Source organism: Streptomyces mesophilus, assembly GCF_011044995.1.
Classification (GTDB): domain Bacteria; phylum Actinomycetota; class Actinomycetes; order Streptomycetales; family Streptomycetaceae; genus Streptomyces; species Streptomyces mesophilus.
Genome location: NZ_JAAKZW010000194.1, coordinates 1 through 15,745, shown reverse-complemented (window position 1 = coordinate 15,745; position 15,745 = coordinate 1). Strand labels below are relative to the sequence as shown.

13 protein-coding genes are annotated in these 15,745 nt (G+C 69.6%); 2 read left to right on the top strand and 11 right to left on the bottom strand.

From position 1 onward, the window contains the following. The coding region (locus G6045_RS31445; RefSeq protein WP_165335564.1) for an amidohydrolase family protein at positions 1-897 on the bottom strand (897 nt) is incomplete at its 3' end. A 196-nt stretch (positions 898-1,093) separates the two neighbouring features. Here G6045_RS31445 and G6045_RS31440 point away from each other — a divergent pair. Further along, positions 1,094-1,633 carry a hypothetical protein gene (locus tag G6045_RS31440; RefSeq protein ID WP_165335563.1) on the top strand — a complete coding sequence of 180 codons (540 nt, stop codon included), beginning with the start codon at positions 1,094-1,096 and terminating at the stop codon, positions 1,631-1,633. Between the two features lie 48 nt (positions 1,634-1,681). On the opposite strand, the gene G6045_RS31435 is transcribed toward G6045_RS31440, so the two are convergent. The 10 genes from G6045_RS31435 to folC form a co-directional block, all read right to left on the bottom strand. Next, positions 1,682-3,631: a TIGR03960 family B12-binding radical SAM protein gene (locus G6045_RS31435; RefSeq protein WP_165335562.1), complete on the bottom strand. Its 1,950-nt coding sequence runs from the start codon at positions 3,629-3,631 to the stop codon at positions 1,682-1,684. A 59-nt stretch (positions 3,632-3,690) separates the two neighbouring features. After that, positions 3,691-5,211 (bottom strand): CYTH and CHAD domain-containing protein, encoded by a 1,521-nt coding sequence (locus G6045_RS31430; protein ID WP_165335561.1) that lies wholly within the window; start codon positions 5,209-5,211, stop codon positions 3,691-3,693. A gap of 130 nt (positions 5,212-5,341) precedes the next feature. After that, entirely contained in the window at positions 5,342-6,529 is a 1,188-nt protein-coding gene (rodA, locus tag G6045_RS31425; protein ID WP_165335560.1) for a rod shape-determining protein RodA, read from the bottom strand. Next, positions 6,529-8,709, bottom strand: a complete 2,181-nt coding sequence (mrdA, locus tag G6045_RS31420) for a penicillin-binding protein 2 (RefSeq protein WP_165335559.1) — start codon at positions 8,707-8,709, stop codon at positions 6,529-6,531. Before mrdA ends, rodA begins: the two co-directional genes overlap by 1 nt. Next, positions 8,706-9,380, bottom strand: a complete 675-nt coding sequence (gene mreD, locus G6045_RS31415; protein WP_165335558.1) for a rod shape-determining protein MreD — start codon at positions 9,378-9,380, stop codon at positions 8,706-8,708. The genes mrdA and mreD overlap by 4 nt, the downstream gene beginning before the upstream one ends. Before the next feature lie 5 nt (positions 9,381-9,385). Continuing rightward, positions 9,386-10,408, bottom strand: a complete 1,023-nt coding sequence (gene mreC / locus G6045_RS31410; RefSeq protein WP_165335557.1) for a rod shape-determining protein MreC — start codon at positions 10,406-10,408, stop codon at positions 9,386-9,388. A gap of 165 nt (positions 10,409-10,573) precedes the next feature. Next, positions 10,574-11,593 carry a rod shape-determining protein gene (locus G6045_RS31405; protein ID WP_165335565.1) on the bottom strand — a complete coding sequence of 340 codons (1,020 nt, stop codon included), beginning with the start codon at positions 11,591-11,593 and terminating at the stop codon, positions 10,574-10,576. A 324-nt stretch (positions 11,594-11,917) separates the two neighbouring features. After that, positions 11,918-12,331 (bottom strand): nucleoside-diphosphate kinase, encoded by a 414-nt coding sequence (gene ndk / locus G6045_RS31400; protein ID WP_165335556.1) that lies wholly within the window; start codon positions 12,329-12,331, stop codon positions 11,918-11,920. A 92-nt stretch (positions 12,332-12,423) separates the two neighbouring features. After that, entirely contained in the window at positions 12,424-12,780 is a 357-nt protein-coding gene (locus G6045_RS31395; RefSeq protein ID WP_165335555.1) for a DUF4233 domain-containing protein, read from the bottom strand. Between the two features lie 5 nt (positions 12,781-12,785). Beyond that, a complete protein-coding gene (gene folC / locus G6045_RS31390; RefSeq protein ID WP_165335554.1) occupies positions 12,786-14,303 on the bottom strand; it encodes a bifunctional tetrahydrofolate synthase/dihydrofolate synthase in 1,518 nt (505 codons plus the stop codon). Between the two features lie 156 nt (positions 14,304-14,459). Between folC and G6045_RS31385 the strand changes: the two genes are divergently transcribed. Further along, on the top strand, positions 14,460-15,467 hold the full coding sequence (locus G6045_RS31385) for a rod shape-determining protein (protein ID WP_165335553.1): 1,008 nt from the start codon (positions 14,460-14,462) through the stop codon (positions 15,465-15,467). Positions 15,468-15,745: the final 278 nt, after the last annotated feature.

The following is a 15,745-nucleotide window of genomic DNA, read 5'->3' as shown; positions in this document are numbered from 1 at the left end:
CCCCACCGCCGCCTCGGCCGGAAGCCCCGCCGCCACAAGATGCCCCACCTCCGCGGCCACGTTCCCGAACGGCGCCGAATCCGTCCCGGCCAGCACCGTCACCCCCGCATCGTGCGCCTCCCGCACCCGCCGGATCATCGTGTCGTGCCCGGAAAGCCACAGAGCGGCCCGCGCCGTCCCCCGCGCGGCCACCTCCGCACGACCCCCCGCGAAGGCCGTCAGCGTGGGGACATACGCGGCCCCGCTCGCGGCCATCAGCCCGACGCACTCCTCCGGCATCCCCATCCCGTGCTCGATGGAGTCGATCCCGGCCCGCGCCGCCTGCAACACCCCTTCGGCGGACTGGCAGTGGGCCGCGACCCGCCCACCGACCGCGTGCACCGCCTCGACAACGGCCCGCATCACCTCGTACGGAACGGGCGGCGCATCGAAGTCCCAGTCCCCCATGATCTTGCACCAACCGTCGTTGGCCAGCGCCTCCTTGACCGCCGCCGCGGCCAACTCATCGGTCACGGTGTGGAATTCGGCACTCCGCGAAAGACCGGCCCACGCCAGCCACCGCCCCGCCGTGATCATCCGCGGCGCACCCGGCGCGTCCCGCACCTCATCCGGTACCTCACCGGTCAGCCCGGGAAACCGCAGCGCCGCCGTCCCCGCGTCCCGGTGCGCATCGATCTGCTCGGCGAACAGCCCGGCATCAAAACCGGGCGGCGTCGAGGCGTCCCCCACAGCCCCCGGATGCGTATGCACATCCACAAGCCCCGGCAACAGAAACCCACCGTCGGCCAGCGTCACACACTCGACACCCGGCCGCTCAAAGGTGATCCGATCCCCCAGAATCCACAGGTCTCGAGCCACCCCGTCCGGCAATACGGTCCCGCGCACATGAAAGGCCATGGCCGGGAAGTCTGCCCGGCCGCACGACCCCCGGACAAGATCAGCCCGCCGCAGCAGCTTCTCTCACGAGCGGCTCGGGAGCGATAGCCTGCACCAACACGCAAGCGCTGGGGGGCCGTTGCGCAAGAGGAGAGGGCTGATCCGGGACAGAGATGTCTCAGGCCTGCTGGAGGACCGAAGGTCGACGATCATCGCCGTGGCGATCTGGCTGGTCTGCGCCGCCGTCGGCACGATCGCCCTGTGCACAGCCGTCCTCGCGGTCGACCAGGCCGCCGAGCGGGCCCGGGCCGCGCGGGGCGAGGGCGGCATCCGGGGCTCGGTGGTCGTCATCCGGGAACAGACGCACTCCGAGTCGCAGGGCACGTACTGCGTCGGCCGCTTCATCCCGACCGAAGAGACCCAAGACACCGGAACCCCCGAAGCAGCCGCCGCCGCCGACGACACCAAGCCCCTCGACCGCACCGTGATCGAACTCCCCGAGGGCAAGGAATGCCGCCCCGAGAAGGCCTACGCCGACGCCCGGCTGGTCCCCGGACGAGGCTTCCCCGCCCCCGAAGAGGACCCCGCGGTCTTCGTCGTGGGAAGCGACCCCGCACGCGGCACGCTCATCACCACCGCGGTCCTCGTCACTCTGCTGTTCGTCCTGCCGTTCGGCGGATTCGCGCTGGCCATGGCCTTCCCGATGCTCTCGGCGCTGCACACGAAAATCGTGCTGCGCACGAAAGACGGGCCGTGACCTCCCGGTCACGGCCCGCCCGTTCACATCACGTCACGTCACGCCACGTCAGTGCGCGTGCCCGCTCGTCTCGGGCTGCTTCACCATCAACGGCAGCAGCTTCTTGCCCGTCGGGCCGACCTGGATCTCGGTCTGCATCGCCGGGCAGACGCCGCAGTCGAAGCAGGGCGTCCAGCGGCAGTCCTCGACCTCGGTCTCGTCGAGGGCGTCCTGCCAGTCCTCCCAGAGCCAGTCCTTGTCGAGGCCCGAGTCCAGGTGGTCCCAGGGCAGGACCTCCTCGTACGTGCGCTCACGCGTCGTGTACCAGTCGACGTCCACGCCCATCGCGGGCAGCGTCTTGTCCGCGCAGGCCATCCAGCGGTCGTACGAGAAGTGCTCGCGCCAGCCGTCGAAGCGGCCGCCGTCCTCGTACACCGCGCGGATGACCGCACCGATGCGGCGGTCACCGCGCGACAGCAGGCCCTCGACGATGCCGGGCTTGCCGTCGTGGTAGCGGAAGCCGATGGAGCGGCCGTACTTCTTGTCGCCGCGGATCTTGTCGCGGAGCTTTTCGAGACGGGCGTCCGTCTCCTCCGCGCTGAGCTGCGGGGCCCACTGGAACGGGGTGTGGGGCTTGGGGACGAAGCCGCCGATGGAGACCGTGGCGCGGATGTCGTTCTTGCCCGAGACCTCGCGGCCCTTGGCGATCACGGACGTGGCCATGTCGGCGATCTGCAGCACGTCCTCGTCGGTCTCCGTCGGCAGACCGCACATGAAGTAGAGCTTCACCTGGCGCCAGCCGTTGCCGTACGCGGTGGCGACGGTCCGGATGAGGTCCTCTTCGGAGACCATCTTGTTGATGACCTTGCGCATGCGCTCGGAGCCGCCCTCGGGCGCGAAGGTCAGACCCGAGCGCCGGCCGTTGCGGGTGAGCTCATTGGCGAGGTCGACGTTGAAGGCGTCCACGCGGGTCGACGGCAGCGAGAGGCCGATCTTGTCTTCCTCGTACCGGTCCGCGAGGCCCTTGGCGATGTCCCCGATCTCGGAGTGGTCCGCGGAGGACAGCGACAGCAGGCCGACCTCCTCGAAGCCGGTCGCCTTGAGGCCCTTCTCCACCATGTCGCCGATGCCGGTGATGCTTCGCTCCCGTACGGGACGCGTGATCATGCCGGCCTGGCAGAAGCGGCAGCCGCGGGTGCAGCCGCGGAAGATCTCCACGGACATGCGCTCGTGCACGGTCTCCGCGAGCGGGACCAGCGGCTGCTTGGGGTAGGGCCACTCGTCGAGGTCCATGACGGTGTGCTTGGAGACGCGCCACGGCACGCCCGAGCGGTTCGGCACGACGCGGCCGATCCGGCCGTCGGGCAGGTATTCGACGTCGTAGAACGCGGGGATGTAGACGCTGCCGGTCTTCGCGAGGCGCAGCAGCACCTCCTCGCGTCCGCCCGGACGGCCTTCGGCCTTCCAGTGGCGGATGATCTCGGTCATGTCGAGCACGGCCTGCTCGCCGTCGCCGATGATCGCGGCGTCGATGAAGTCCGCGATCGGCTCGGGGTTGAAGGCCGCGTGGCCGCCCGCGAGGACGATCGGGTCGTCGAGGCCGCGGTCCTTCGACTCCAGCGGGATGCCCGCGAGGTCCAGGGCCGTGAGCATGTTCGTGTAGCCCAGCTCCGTGGAGAAGGACAGGCCGAACACGTCGAAGGCCTTCACCGGGCGGTGCGAGTCCACGGTGAACTGCGGGACCCGGTGCTCGCGCATGAGCGCCTCCAGGTCGGGCCACACGCTGTACGTGCGCTCGGCGAGGACGCCCGCGCGCTCGTTGAGGACCTCGTAAAGGATCATGACGCCCTGGTTGGGGAGACCGACCTCGTACGCGTCCGGGTACATGAGCGCCCAGCGGACGTCGCACTCCTCCCACGGCTTCACGGTGGAGTTCAGCTCTCCGCCCACGTACTGAATGGGCTTCTGCACATGCGGCAGCAGCGCTTCAAGCTGGGGGAAGACGGACTCGACAGGCATCGCGGTGACCTTCGATGAGCTGGCAGGGGTGACCCTCCAGACTAACGTGTCCCGCGGGGTTACTTGACTTCGTGCAGGCCGGAGGCATATTCGGGGTGCTCCTGCGGGCTGAGAGCGGGCAGATCGCGCTCGCAGTCGGCGGCCGCCCGCTCCTCGCGGCCGTACAGGAGCCCGTACGTGAAGGAGTTCTCCCCCGCCGCCGAAGCCTGCGCCGCGATCTCGCGCAGGGCCTCGCGGCACATCACGGAGTCCTGGTGCTCGCCGAGCAGCCCTTGCAGGCTCTTCGCGTACGAGGCCATCGCCTTGGCCGGTTTGCCGAGCGCGGGGGTCGCGAGCTCGGCGGCGTAGCGGGTGCGCTTGGCCTTCTTGCGGGCCTCGTGCATCTCGAGGTCGCGCTCGGGCGAGGAGGGTACGTCCAGCGCCCGCCGGATGTGGTCGGCGAGCTTGCGGTGGTCGCGCAGGACCGCCTTGGCCAGTACGCCTGCGGGGGCCTTGCCGGCCGCGGGCAGCACGGGCGGTTCGGCCAGCAGGGCGTCGAGGGTGTCGAGCAGCGCGAGGTAGCGCTTGCCGTCGAGGACCGCCGTGACATGGCGCTTGGTGCCGCTGCGCCGCGCGGCCGACCAGATGCGCAGGCGGGTGCGGACGGGCCCGGCGGTGAGCGCCCGCGGCAGCTCGGCGACGGCGGTCTGGATGCGCTCGGTGAGCACCTCGCGGTCCCGGTCGAGGCCCAACTCGCCGGCCAGCCACTTGAGTTCCTCACCGATCGGGTCGGTGACGGTCCGGTCGAGGATCTTCCCGTAACTGCGGAAGGCGCTGCGCATCCGGCGCGTGGCGACCCGCATCTGGTGGACGGAGTCGGGCTGGTCCTGACGTACGGCGGGGTCGAGGGCGACGAGGGCGTCGCGCTGGGCGCGGACGTAGGCGAGGACGTGTTCGCCGGCGCTGACCGGCTTGGCGGGGGCGATCGGCTCGATGGGCGCCAGGCCGGTCTCGGCGAGCGCGCGGGCCAGCTTGGAGGCGGACGTGGCGGGTTCGATCCCGGCCTTGCGCAGCCGCTTCTCGACCTTGTCGAGGAAGGCGGGGTCGACGCCGTCGGCCAGCTCGACCTCGATCTCGGTCCAGGCGGTGGAGCCGCCGCCCTCGGTGAGCCGCTCGGCCTGTACGGCGTCGATGCTGACCTCGGCGAGCAGCGCACCGGCCGCGTCCACGAGGTGGCGCAGATCGCGCTCGGAGCGCAGCCGTACGACCGGGACCAGCTGCCGTTCGCGGACCCGGGAGCGGACGAGGCCGGCGAGCACGCGCGGCACAGCGGCGGAGAGGGGGGCGTGCACCTCGTCGCGCACCCCGGTGGAGACCGGCAGCTTGAGGTGCCAGCCGGCGTCGTCGCCGCCGGTGCGGCGGCGCAGGGTGCGCGAGGAGGCGGCGAGCCGGAGATCCTCGGTGTCGTAGTAGACGGCGTCGAGTTCGGTGATGCCCTTGTCGATGACGGACGAGACGCCCGCGACCTTGGCCAGGGAGGGCAGTTTCCCGCCTGGACCGGCTTCGTACTTCCGCTCGATCTCGCGCTTCGTCTCCGCCATGAAGCGAATCTAGACGCGAAAGGGCGCGGGAACCAGATGCCGTTTACCGTCCCGTGAACGGGAAGTGGCCTGGGCGAGGACGTTCCATGCCGACCTGGACCGCTGCCCACCGCCGACCTGGACCGCTGAGCTATGCCGACATCGGCCGCTGCACCCGGATCGACTGCAGCAGCCCGATCGCGATCCACACCGCGAACATCGACGTGCCGCCGTACGACACGAAGGGCAGCGGCAGACCGGCCACCGGCATGATGCCGAGGCACATCCCGATGTTCTCGAAGGCCTGGAACGCGAACCACGCGATGATCCCTGCGGCCACGATCGTCCCGTACAGCTCGGTGGTCCCGCGGGCGATGCGGCAGGCGCGCCACAGGACGACGCCGAGCAGCAGGATGATCAATCCGGCGCCGAGGAAGCCGAGTTCCTCACCGGCCACGGTGAAGATGAAGTCGGTCTGCTGCTCGGGCACGAACTGCCCGGTGGTCTGCGACCCGTTGCCGAGTCCGGAACCGGTGAGCCCGCCCGAACCGATCGCGATACGCGCCTGGTTGGTGTTGTAGCCGACGCCGGAGGGGTCGAGCGCGGGGTTGGCGAAGGCCGCGAAGCGGGCGATCTGGTAGTCGTCGAGCACACCGAGCTGCCAGATGGCGAGGGCGCCGGCCGCGCCCGTGCCGAGCAGGCCGAGGATCCAGCGGTTGGAGGCCCCGGAGGCGAGCAGCACCCCGAGGACGATCATCGCCATCACCATGACCGAGCCGAGGTCCGGCATCAGCATCGTGATCATTATCGGGACCGCGGCCAGACCGAGCGCCTGCATCACCGTGCGGTGGTCGGGGTGCTCGCGGTCGCCGGCGTCCACGCGCGCGGCGAGCAGCATCGCCATGCCCAGGATGATCGTGACCTTCACGAACTCCGAGGGCTGCAGCGAGAGTCCGCCCAGGTCGAGCCAGGCGTGCGCACCGTTGATGGTGGTGCCGAGCGGGGTGAGCACGAGCAGCACGAGGAAGACGGAGACGCCGTACAGGATCGGCACGGCCGTGCGCAGGGTGCGGTGGCCGAGCCAGACGGTGCCGATCATCAGGCCGATGCCGATGCCGATGTTCAGCAGGTGCTTGAGCAGATACGCGTACGGGTCGTCGCCGACGAGCTCGGTGCGGTTGCGGGTGGCCGAGTAGACCAGGGCCGAGCCGATGACCGAGAGGGCGAGCGTGGCCAGGAGCATCGGCCAGTCGAGCCGCCGCGCGATCGAGTCACGCGCGAACAGCTTGGACATGGTGGTGCGTTCGGGCCCGTACCCGGAGACGGAGAAGCCGCCCATCAGTCACGCCTCCCCGGGTTCACGGGCGCCAGGCCCGCCGCCAGCTCCTGCTGGGCCGGCGGCTTCTCCTTGTTCGGCTCGTACGGCTTGATCTTGGGCACGTCGATCGAGCCATCGGTCTCGATCTTCGGCAGGGACGACTGCGGCTTGGGCAGCAGCGCCTTCTTCAGGTCCTGGTTGCCTTCGGCGTCGAGCCCGTACATCGCGTCGTAGATCTTGCGCACGGCGGGGCCCGAGGCACCGGAGCCCGTACCACCCTGCGCGATGGTCATCACGATCGTGTAGTCCTTGGTGTACGTGGCGAACCACGAGGTGGTCTGCTTGCCGTAGACCTCCGCGGTACCCGTCTTGGCGTGCATCGGGATCTTGTCCTGCGGCCAGCCGCCGAACCTCCAGGCGGCGGTACCGCGGGTGGCGACTCCCGCGAGGGCATCGTTTATCAAGTCGTGCGTCTTGGCGTTCATCGGCAGCTTGCCGTGCGCCTTCGGCTTGATCTCCTCGGTCCGCTTGCCGTCGGGGCTGATGATCGCCTTGCCGACGGTGGGGTCGTAGAGCGTGCCGCCGTTGGACAGGGCCGCGTAGATGGTGGCCATCTGGATCGGCGTGACGAGGGTGTCGCCCTGGCCGATCGAGTAGTTGACGGAGTCACCGGCGCGCATCTTCATGCCTTCGAGGCAGTTCTCGTACGCGATGCGCTCGGCGTAGTCGCCGGACTTCTTGCCCTGCTTGCACCAGGCGTCCTTGTTGGCCGCCCAGTAGTCCTTCTTCCACTGGCGGTCGGGGACGCGCCCGGTGACCTCGTTGGGCAGGTCGATGCCGGTCTCCTGGCCGAGGCCGAACTGGTGGGCCGTCTTGTAGAACCAGTCCTTGGCGCTCTTCCTCGGCTTGTTGCCGCCGTCCTTCTGCCACTGCTGGTGGGCGAGCGAGTAGTAGACGGTGTCGCAGGAGACCTCGAGGGCCTGGCCGAGGGTGATGCTGCCGTGGCCCTGGGACTCGAAGTTCTTGAAGACCTGGCCGCCGATCGAGTACGAACTCGGGCAGGGGTAGCGGCCGTTGAACTCATAGCCCGCGTTGACCGCCGCCGTGGTCGGGATGACCTTGAAGATCGAGCCGGGGGCGGCCTGGCCCTGGATGGCCCTGTTCAGCAGCGGGTAGTTGGACTTCTTGCTGGTCAGCTTGGTGTAGTCCTTGCCCGAAATACCGCCGACCCAGGCGTTGGGGTCGTAGTCCGGCTGCGATGCCATCGACACGATCCGGCCGGTCTTGGACTCCATCACGACGACGGCGCCCGAGTCGGCCTTGTAGTTCATCCCGGTGTTGTCGTCGAACTCCTTGCGGGCGGCCTTCATCGCCTCGTTGAGCTCGTACTCGGCGACCCGCTGCACCTGGGCGTCGATGCTGGTGACGACGTTGGCCCCGGGCTGGGCGGGCTCGGCCTGCGTCTGGCGCATCACGCGGCCGAGCTTGTCGACCTCGTACGCGGTGACGCCTGCCTTGCCGCGCAGCTGCTTGTCGTAGGTGCGCTCGAGGCCCGAACGGCCCACCTGGTCGCTGCGCAGATACGGCGAGTCGGTGTCCTTGGCGCCCTGGATCTCCTCGTCCGTGACGGGCGAGAGATAGCCGAGCACCTGGGAGGTCCTGGCCGATCCGGGCGCCGTGTAGCGGCGCACCGCGGTGGGTTCGGCGGTGATGCCGGGGAAGTCCTCGGCGCGCTCACGGATCTGCAGGGCCTGCTTGGGCGTTGCCTCGTCGGTGATCGGGATGGGCTGGTACGGCGATCCGTTCCAACAGGGCTGCGGGGTCTCGGCGTTGCACAGGCGCACCTTGTCGGCGACGTCCTTGGGCGTCATCCCGAGCACCTCGGCGAGCCGGGTGAGGACCGCTTCGCCGTCGTCCTTCATCTTCATCAGCTCGGTGCGCGAGGCGGAGACCACGAGCCGGGTCTCGTTGTCGGCGAGCGGTACGCCGCGCGCGTCCAGGATCGAGCCGCGTACGGCGGGCTGCACCACGCGCTGGACGTGGTTGCCGTTGGCCTCGTCGGCGTACTCGTCGCCGTTGCGCACCTGGAGGTACCAGAGGCGGCCGCCGAGGGTGAGGAGCAGGGACAGGACCAGGATCTGCAGGATGATCAGGCGGATCTGGACACGGGGTGTCCGGCCGGTCTCCGGAATATTGGTCACAGGCGCTTGACCCCCTTGATACGTCCGGCCCTGGCGACGCGGGCCTTGCTTGCCTTCATACGGAATCCACCGCGCTGGCTGCCGATCCTCAGGCCCGTACCCGAGGAGAGCCAGCCGGAGGCGACATCGCTCGCCTTGCCGGAGGCGCCGCCGGTCTCGGCCAGCGGATCGTTCTCGGCGCGTCTGGCCAGCCACATGACGGCCGGAACGACGAACGGGGCGAGCAGCAGATCGTAGAGCGTGGCGCTGAACAGCAGGCCGCCGAGGCCCACATGGCGGGCGGCCGTGTCACCGACGAGGGCGCCCACCCCCGCGTACAGGAGGGTCGAGCCGATCGCGGCGCCGACGACGACCGCCATCGGTCCGGTGGCGGTGCGCAGCTGGCCGCTCTCGGGCTTCACGAGCCCGGCGAGGTAGCCGATCACGCAGAGCACCAGGGCGTAGCGTCCGGCGGCATGGTCGGCGGGCGGGGCGAGGTCGGCGAGCAGACCCGCGCCGAAGCCGACGAGACAGCCGCCGACATGCCCGTACACGAGCGCGAGGCCGAGCACGGTCAGGAGCAGCAGGTCGGGGACGGCGCCGGGCAGGTGGAGCCGGGCCAGCACGCTGACCTGCACGACGAGCGCGACGACGACCAAGGTGGTCGACAGGAGCATCCGGTTGAAGCGCATGGCAGTTACTCCTGGTCGTCCTGTGCATTGCCGGCGTTCGGGTCCCGGCTCGCACCGGTCGGCGGGTTCTGGCCGCCCGCCGCGTCCTCGCCTTCCCCTTCGGCCGGGTACTCACCGTTCGCGTTCGGCGTCACCGTCACGGTCACGGTCGGCGTCGGCTTGGGCTTGACCGGCTCGGGCAGCACCTTGTCGCGCGGGTCGGTGCGCGGGGCCTCCACGACCACGCCGACGACATCGAGCTGCGTGAAGCCGACATACGGCTCCAGGTGCACGGTCCGGGTCAGACCGCCGTCGGAGGGGTCGACCTTGACGACCGTGCCGATCGGGACGCCCGGCACGAAGGGCTTGTCGGCCTGCGAGCCGAAGGTGACCATCCGGTCGCCCTTCTTGACCTTGGCCTTGCCGTTGAGCATCTGCACCGATAGCGGACGGTCGCCCTGGCCGGTCGCGAAGCCCAGCTCGTCGCTGTTCTCCATGCGCGTGCCGACGGTGAAGTCCGGGTCGGTGGCGAGCAGCACGGTGGAGGTGCTGGGTCCGACGGTGGTGACGCGGCCGACGAGACCGTCGCCGTTGAGCACGGTCATGTCGCGCTTGAGGCCGTCATTGGCGCCGGCGTCGATCGTCACGGTCCAGGAGAAGCCCTGGGCCGCTCCTATGCCGATGACCTGCGCACCCTTGATGCCGTACTGTCCGGCGCCGGCGGTCTTCAGCATCTTGTCGAGCTGGCGGACCCGGCTGCGGTTGCGGTCGTCACTGCCGAGCTTCGCCTTCAAAGCGGCGTTCTCGCGCTCGAGTTGACTGATCCGGGTGTGGCGGTCGCCCGACTCCCTGACGGCCTTTATGGCGTTGCCGATCGGGTCGACCGCGGCCGAGACCCCGTTCTCCACCGGACCGAAGACGGTCGCGGCGGCCTGCCGGGCACCGTCGACCGGAGACTCCTCGCCACCCCGGATATCCACCGTGATCAGCGCGAACGCGATGGCGATCAGCAGCACCAGGAGCAGCCGGCTCTCTCGTGTGTCCCTCACGTGCGGCGGCCGTGCCTTCCTCATTGGATGTACTTGCCATGGCCGGGACCGCCTGCGGAGCGCATCCCGGTTAGTGCCCTTATGCGGTTATTGGTGTCTTGCCTCTATATCAACGATCCGCCGTACGAAGTGGCAGCTTCGTACGGCGGATCGATGGTTTTTACGTCATCTGCGCGGCGACGCGTCGAGCACCTGCTGCAGCGCCTCGAACTCCTCGACGCACTTGCCGGAGCCGAGCGCCACCGAGTCCAGCGGGTCCTCGGCGATGTGGATCGGCATACCGGTCTCGCGGCGCAGGCGCTCGTCCAGGCCGCGCAGCAGGGCGCCGCCGCCGGTGAGCACGATGCCGCGGTCCATCACGTCGCCCGACAGCTCCGGCGGGCACTTGTCCAGGGTGGTCTTGACCGCGTCCACGATCGCGTTGACCGGCTCCTCGATGGCCTTGCGCACCTCGGCCGCGGAGATCACCACGGTCTTGGGCAGACCCGAGACCAGGTCACGGCCGCGGATCTCGGTGTGCTCGTCGGTGTCCAGGTCGTACGCCGAACCGATCGTGATCTTGATCTGCTCGGCGGTCCGCTCACCGAGGAGGAGGCTGTACTCCTTCTTGATGTGCTGAATGATCGCGTTGTCCAGCTCGTCGCCCGCCACCCGGATCGACTGTGCCGTGACGATTCCTCCCAGGGAGATCACGGCCACTTCGGTGGTGCCGCCGCCGATGTCGACCACCATGTTGCCGGTGGCCTCGTGGACCGGCAGGCCCGAGCCGATCGCCGCGGCCATGGGCTCCTCGATGATGTGCACCTGGCGGGCGCCGGCCTGCGTGGACGCCTCGATCACCGCGCGACGCTCGACGCCGGTGATACCGGAGGGCACACAGACCACGACGCGCGGCCGCGCGAGGTAGCGGCGCTTGTGGATCTTCAGGATGAAGTAGCGGAGCATCCGCTCGGTGATCTCGAAGTCGGCGATGACGCCGTCCTTGAGCGGGCGGACCGCCACGATGTTGCCAGGGGTGCGGCCGATCATCTTCTTCGCTTCGGCGCCGACCGCGAGGATCCCGCCGGTGTTCGTGTTGATCGCGACCACGGACGGTTCGTTGAGTACGATCCCTCGGCCCCTGACGTAGACCAGCGTGTTGGCGGTCCCGAGGTCGATCGCCATGTCACGGCCGATGAACGACATATTGGTTCCCATCAGGAGCGTCTGGCCTTCCCAAAATGGTGCATTGATGGCTTGTCAGGTAGGCGCGGTGGGCACGGTGGCGTGGAGGCTTCCATCGTAGTCTCGCCTGCACGAGCACTGTGCGGGGGTCTTCGCCATTGTCAGCAGACGAACCGCTGCCCCGCTAATGGGGACGAGCCGACGGAAGGATGCGTTCCCCCAATCGGCTTGCATATGCCAAGAGGCGACCGCGGTTTTCGCGGCCGCCCCTGGTCACCAGCCCACTCCGGCTGACGGAGCATCAGAAAGTACGGGCGGCGCTCATCGCCCCCGTATGAGTCGGTGTTACGCGAGACCCGGGAAGAAGATCTTCAGCTCGCGCTCGGCGGACTCCTCGGAGTCCGAGGCGTGGATCAGGTTCTCGCGCACGATGGTGCCGAAGTCGCCGCGGATCGAACCGGGGGCGGCGGCGATCGGGTCGGTCGGACCGGCCAGCGCGCGGACGCCCTCGATGACCCGCTCGCCCTCGACGACGAGCGCGACGACGGGGCCGGAGGACATGAACTCGACGAGCGGCTCGTAGAACGGCTTGCCCTTGTGCTCGCCGTAGTGCTGCTCGAGGGTCTCCTGGCCGAGCGAGCGCAGCTCCAGCGCGGTGATCTGCCAGCCGGCCTTGCGCTCGATACGGCTGATGATCTCGCCCACCAGCGAACGGCGGACGGCGTCCGGCTTCAGCAGGACGAGGGTGCGCTGGGTCATGGTGTGCGGCTCCTTGGCTCTACGGCGTGCGGGCCTCAGAGACTACTAGGAGTCACCAAGGGGCCTGAACTCGGACCGACCTCGGCCCTCGCTCACGCCGGGTCCGCACCCATACCATCCTGCTGCGCAGCGAAGCGCGCCTTCGCCTCGTCGATCTTCCGGCCGAAGTGCACCGACACCCCCCACAGCACCGCGAAGCAGACGCCGAGGAAGAACATCGCCGGGACGATGAAGCCCGAGGCGATCAGCGCGATCTGTAGCGCCCAGCCCAGCTGGACGCCGCCGGGGCGGGTGATCATTCCGCAGAGCAGCACGGACAGGACCATGCCGATACCGCAGACCGTCCAGACCGTCCCCATCGCCAGGTCGGGGTCCTTCATGGCGACCAGACCCGCGAAACCGATGATGAAGAACTCGCCGATCAGCGTGGAAGCACAGAGCGTACGCATCGGTGTCAGCCCCTCCCCAGGAGCAGTCGGGCCTCGCCGACGGTGATGACGGAACCGGTCACGAGCACACCGCCGCCGGTGTACTCGCCCTCTTCCTCGGCCAGCGTGATCGCCGCTTCGAGGGCGTCGTCGAGCCGCGGCTCGACCTGCACGCGGTCCTCGCCGAAGACCTCGACGGCGATGGCCGCGAGCTCGTCGGCGTCCATGGCGCGATGGCTGGAGTTCTGCGTGACGACGATCTCCGCGAAGACCGGCTCGAAGGCCTCGAGGAAGCCCCGGATGTCCTTGTCGCCGCTCGCTCCGACCACGCCGATGAGCCGGCTGAAGTCGAAGACCTCGCTGATGGCCTCGGCGGTGACGCGGGCGCCGGCAGGGTTGTGCGCGGCGTCGAGCAGCACGGTCGGCGAGGTGCGGATCAGCTCCAGGCGGCCGGGCGAGGTGACCTGCGCGAAGGCCTTGCGGACGGTGTCCAGCTCGAGCGGTTCGCTGCGGGACGCACCCACACCGAAGAAGGCCTCGACCGCGGCGAGCGCGACCGCCGCGTTGTGCGCCTGGTGCGCGCCGTGCAGCGGCAGGAACAGCTCCTCGTACTCGCCGCCGAGTCCGCGCAGCGTCATCATCTGGCCGCCGACCGCGAGCCGTCGCGAGACGACGCCGAACTCCAGACCCTCGCGGGCGACCGTCGCGTCGACCTCGACGGACTTCTTCAGAAGGACCTGGGCCGCGTCGACGGGCTGCTGCGCGAGGATCACCGTGGCGTCCTGCTTGATGATCCCGGCCTTCTCGCCGGCGATCTCGCCGGGCGTCTCCCCGAGCCGGTCGGTGTGGTCGAGGTCGATGGGCGTGACGACGGCGACATCCGCGTCGATCACGTTGGTGGCGTCCCAGCTGCCGCCCATGCCGACCTCGACGACGGCCACGTCGACGGGTGCGTCGGCGAAGGCCGCGTACGCCATGCCGGTCAGGACCTCGAAGAACGAGAGCCGGTACTCCTGCTGCGCGTCCACCATCTCGACGTACGGCTTGATGTCCTCGTACGTCTCGACGAAGCGCTCGGCGGAGATCGGCGCCTGGTCGAGCGAGATGCGCTCGGTGACGGACTGGACATGCGGCGAGGTGTAGCGGCCGGTGCGCAGCTCGAAGGCCGCGAGCAGCGCCTCGATCATGCGGGCCGTGGACGTCTTGCCGTTGGTGCCCGTCAGATGGATCGAGGGGTACGCGCGCTGGGGGTCGCCGAGCACGTCCATCAGCGCCTTGATACGGCTGACCGACGGCTCCAGCTTGGTCTCGCCCCAGCGCGAGGCGAGCTCCGTCTCGACGGCGCGCAGCGCCTTGTCGACCTCGGGGTCCTCGGGGCGGGCCGGGATGTCGGCGGCGGGCGGGCCCGACTGGGCGCGCAGGGTACGGCTGCCCGCCTCGATCACCGCCAGGTCGGGGTCGCGGTCCGTCTCCGAGGAGACGATCTCGTCGAACGCGTCGGGAAGGCCTTCTCGGCTGCTGTCGTGCGGGGGGAGCTCACTCACGTACGCCAGTCTACGGAGGTGCGCCGACAGCCCGCCGCGCGCCACCGACCGGACCGCGCCCTCGCCCTGTGCCCGCCACCGACGGGACCTTGGGCCCACCTGGTTCGGGACCTTCGGCGGCCCTGTTCCGGGCTGGTCCGGGCAAACTTGCCGATCATGGACATAGGGATCGATCTCGGCACCGCCAACACCCTGCTCTACGCCCGCGGCCAGGGCATCGTGCTCAACGAACCGTCCGTCGTGGCCGTCAAGGAGGGCGTACGGGGAGCGCTCGCCGTCGGCACGGAGGCCAAGGAGACCATCGGCCGCACCCCGGGCTCCATCACCGCGATCCGCCCGCTCAAGGACGGCGTGATCAGCGATTACGAGGCCGCCGAGGAGATGATCCGGGCTTTCGTCCGCCGGGCCGTCCCGGGCCGCCGCCCCCGTACGCGCATGGTCGTCTGCGTGCCCAGCGGGGTGACGCCCGTGGAGCGCCGGGCCATCGTGCAGGCCGCGCAGCGGTCGGGTGCGCGGCAGGTGCATCTGATCGAGGAGCCGATGGCCGCGGCGATCGGCGCGGGCCTGCCGGTCTCCGAGCCGCGCGGCTCGATGGTCGTCGACATCGGCGGCGGTACGGCCGAGGTCGCGGTGATCTCGCTCGGCGGCATCGTCACCGCACAGTCGCTGCGGGTCGGCGGCGACCGCTTCGACGTGGCGCTCACCGATTACGTACGCAAGGAACACTCGCTCCTGATCGGCGAGCGCACCGCGGAGGACATCAAGGTGGCGATCGGCTCGGCCGGACCGGTGCCGGGCGAGGACACCTTCGAGATGCGGACGTTCACGGTGCGCGGGCGCGAGAAGGTGGGCGGTCTGCCCAAGACGGTCGACCTGAGCGTGAAGGAGATCCGCGCGGCCCTCGACGAGCCGATCGAGGCGATCATCGAGGCCGTGAAGGCCACGCTCGAGGAGTGCCCGCCCGAACTCTCCGGTGACGTCATGAGCCACGGCATCGTCCTGACAGGCGGCGGCGCCCTGCTCCCGGGCCTGAACCTCCGCATGGCCACGGCCACCGGCATCCCGGTCTCCGTCGCCGACAACCCCCTCGACTCGGTGGCCATGGGCTGCGGCCACTGCGTCGAGGACTTCGACTCACTGTCACGCCTGATGTCGGCGGCGTAGGGGCCGTAGCGGACGCGACCGGCAGGACAGCACCCCCGACGGCCGGCAGCCGCGCGACGGCGGAAGGGGACGGGGAGGGGTGCCTGTTTTACGGGCACCCCCGACGGCCACGGCACCCTTCGCGGAGACGGCGCCATTGCCCGTAAAACAGGCACCCCGGACCGGCACCGACCCCACGACAAAACCGCAGGCGGGCCAGCACACCGACGGACAGCGGTCAAGCGGACGGACTCAGACCCCACGCCCCGCCGGCACCTCCGCCACCACCTCGTACACCC

Coding starts and splice junctions, on each gene's coding strand:
- G6045_RS31435 (WP_165335562.1), bottom strand. CDS start 3,631: ATGCCTGTCGAGTCCGTCTTCCCCCAGCTTGAAGCGCTGCTGCCGCAT.
- G6045_RS31430 (WP_165335561.1), bottom strand. CDS start 5,211: ATGGCGGAGACGAAGCGCGAGATCGAGCGGAAGTACGAAGCCGGTCCA.
- rodA (WP_165335560.1), bottom strand. CDS start 6,529: ATGGGCGGCTTCTCCGTCTCCGGGTACGGGCCCGAACGCACCACCATG.
- mreD (WP_165335558.1), bottom strand. CDS start 9,380: ATGCGCTTCAACCGGATGCTCCTGTCGACCACCTTGGTCGTCGTCGCG.
- G6045_RS31405 (WP_165335565.1), bottom strand. CDS start 11,593: ATGTCGTTCATCGGCCGTGACATGGCGATCGACCTCGGGACCGCCAAC.
- ndk (WP_165335556.1), bottom strand. CDS start 12,331: ATGACCCAGCGCACCCTCGTCCTGCTGAAGCCGGACGCCGTCCGCCGT.
- G6045_RS31395 (WP_165335555.1), bottom strand. CDS start 12,780: ATGCGTACGCTCTGTGCTTCCACGCTGATCGGCGAGTTCTTCATCATC.
- G6045_RS31385 (WP_165335553.1), top strand. CDS start 14,460: ATGGACATAGGGATCGATCTCGGCACCGCCAACACCCTGCTCTACGCC.